The following is a 2314-nucleotide window of genomic DNA, read 5'->3' on the forward strand; positions in this document are numbered from 1 at the left end:
GAGGGGCTGCCATGCAGCCCATCGCCGGCAAGCCAGCTCCCACAGGGAACGTGTAATCCCCCAAGCCGGTGCAGTGCCTGTAAGGGACAGGGATCAGAAGTCTTGAAGCCGGTGCAGTTCCTGTGGGCGCTGGCTTGCCGGCGATGGGCTGCACAGCAGCCCCATTTTCAGTTCGTATCGCGGAGTTCGCCATGGCCATTGCAGTGCCCCTCAACGAAGGCGCAGGTCCAAGTCTCAAGCAGCGCCTGAAACACGCCGAGCGGGTCAACCGCTGGAAGGCGCAGGCGTTGATCGCGCCGCTGGCGCTGTTTCTTCTGCTGGTGTTCCTGGTGCCGATTGCGGCGCTGCTGTACAAGAGTGTCGGCAACCCGGAAGTGGTGGGCGGCCTGCCACGCACGGTAGACATCATCACCCAGTGGGATGGCAAGAGCCTGCCGGGCGAGGATGTGTACAAGGCGCTGAGCCAGGACCTGGCCGAGTCGCGCAAGAACCAGACCCTTGGCGACCTGTCCAAACGCTTGAACATGGAACTGGCCGGCTACCGCAGCTTGTTGACCAAGACAGCCCGGGCACTGCCATTCAAGGCAGAACCTGCCTCTTATAAAGACGCTTTGCAGGCCGTCGACGAACGTTGGGGCGACCCGGCCTATTGGCAGGCGATACGCCGCAACACCAGTACCGTGACCTCCTTCTACCTGCTGGCTTCGGTGGACCATCGCATCGACGACCTGGGCGAGCTGGCCAAGGCCACCCCGGACCAGGCCATTTACCTGGATATCTTTGCCCGCACCCTGTGGATGGGTGTGGTGATTACCGCCATCTGCCTGGTGCTGGCTTACCCGCTGGCCTACCTCCTGGCCAACCTGCCGACCCGGCAAAGCAACCTGCTGATGATTCTGGTGCTGCTGCCCTTCTGGACCTCGATCCTGGTGCGGGTGGCGGCGTGGATCGTGCTGTTGCAATCGGGTGGCCTGATCAACAGTGCACTGATGGCCATGGGCATCATCGATCAGCCGCTGGAACTGGTGTTCAACCGCACCGGTGTGTACATCTCCATGGTGCACATTCTGCTGCCATTCATGATCCTGCCGCTGTACAGCGTGATGAAGGGCATTTCGCCGAGCTACATGCGTGCCGCGATCTCGCTGGGCTGCCACCCGTTCGCCAGCTTCTGGCGGGTGTACTTCCCGCAGACCTATGCCGGTGTTGGCGCGGGTTGCCTGCTGGTGTTCATCCTGGCAATCGGCTACTACATCACCCCGGCGCTGCTGGGTAGCCCGAACGACCAGATGGTCAGCTACTTCGTTGCCTTCTACACCAACACCAGCATCAACTGGGGCATGGCCACCGCACTGGGCGGGCTGTTGCTGCTGGCTACCGTGCTGTTGTACCTGATCTATAGCTGGCTGGTCGGCGCCAGCCGCCTGCGCCTGAGCTGAGGAGCCTTGTCATGCTGAGCCCATACATGTCGCCCGTGGAGCGGGTCTGGTTCTACAGCCTGCGCATTCTTTGCGGTCTGATCCTGCTGTTCCTCATCTTGCCAGTGCTGGTGATCGTGCCGCTGTCGTTCAACAGTGGCAGCTTCCTGGTGTACCCGCTGCAGGGCTTTTCGCTGCAGTGGTACCAGGACTTTTTCGGCTCGGCCGAGTGGATGCGGGCGCTGAAGAACAGCATCATCGTCGCCCCGGCGGCCACGGTATTGGCCATGGTGTTCGGCACCCTGGCAGCCATTGGCCTGACCCGTGGTGATTTTCCCGGCAAGTCGCTGGTGATGGCGCTGGTGATTTCACCGATGGTGGTGCCGGTGGTGATCATCGGTGTGGCCAGCTACCTGTTCTTCGCCCCGCTGGGCATGGGCAACAGCTTTACCTCGCTGATTCTGGTGCATGCGGTGCTGGGTGTGCCGTTTGTCATCATTACCGTGTCGGCAACCTTGCAGGGCTTCAACTACAACCTGGTGCGGGCGGCTGCCAGCCTGGGTGCGTCGCCGCTGTTGACCTTCCGCCGCGTGACCTTGCCGCTGATTGCACCCGGGGTGATCTCAGGGGCGCTGTTCGCCTTTGCGACGTCGTTTGACGAGGTGGTGGTGACGCTGTTCCTGGCCGGGCCGGAGCAGGCAACCCTGCCGAGGCAGATGTTCAGTGGTATCCGCGAAAACCTGAGCCCGACCATTGCTGCGGCGGCGACCTTGCTGATTGCTTTCTCGGTGGTGTTGCTGCTGACCCTGGAGTGGTTGCGTGGGCGCAGCGAGAAGCTGAGAACCCAGCAGCCGGCCTGATTTTCAGGCGTCTGCGCTGGCCTCATCGCCGGGCCA

2 protein-coding genes are annotated in these 2314 nt (G+C 62.2%); both read left to right on the plus strand.

Annotation, left to right across the window (positions count from 1 at the left end; genetic code table 11):
* Nucleotides 1-191: 191 nt before the first annotated feature.
* Nucleotides 192-1439 (plus strand): ABC transporter permease, encoded by a 1248-nt coding sequence (locus ACK1VC_RS11855; protein ID WP_016484624.1) that lies wholly within the window; start codon nt 192-194, stop codon nt 1437-1439.
* 11 nt (nt 1440-1450) lie between these two features.
* Entirely contained in the window at nt 1451-2278 is an 828-nt protein-coding gene (locus ACK1VC_RS11860; protein ID WP_003260880.1) for an ABC transporter permease, read from the plus strand.
* Nucleotides 2279-2314: the final 36 nt, after the last annotated feature.

Source organism: Pseudomonas sp. XP2 (genome assembly GCF_053557975.1).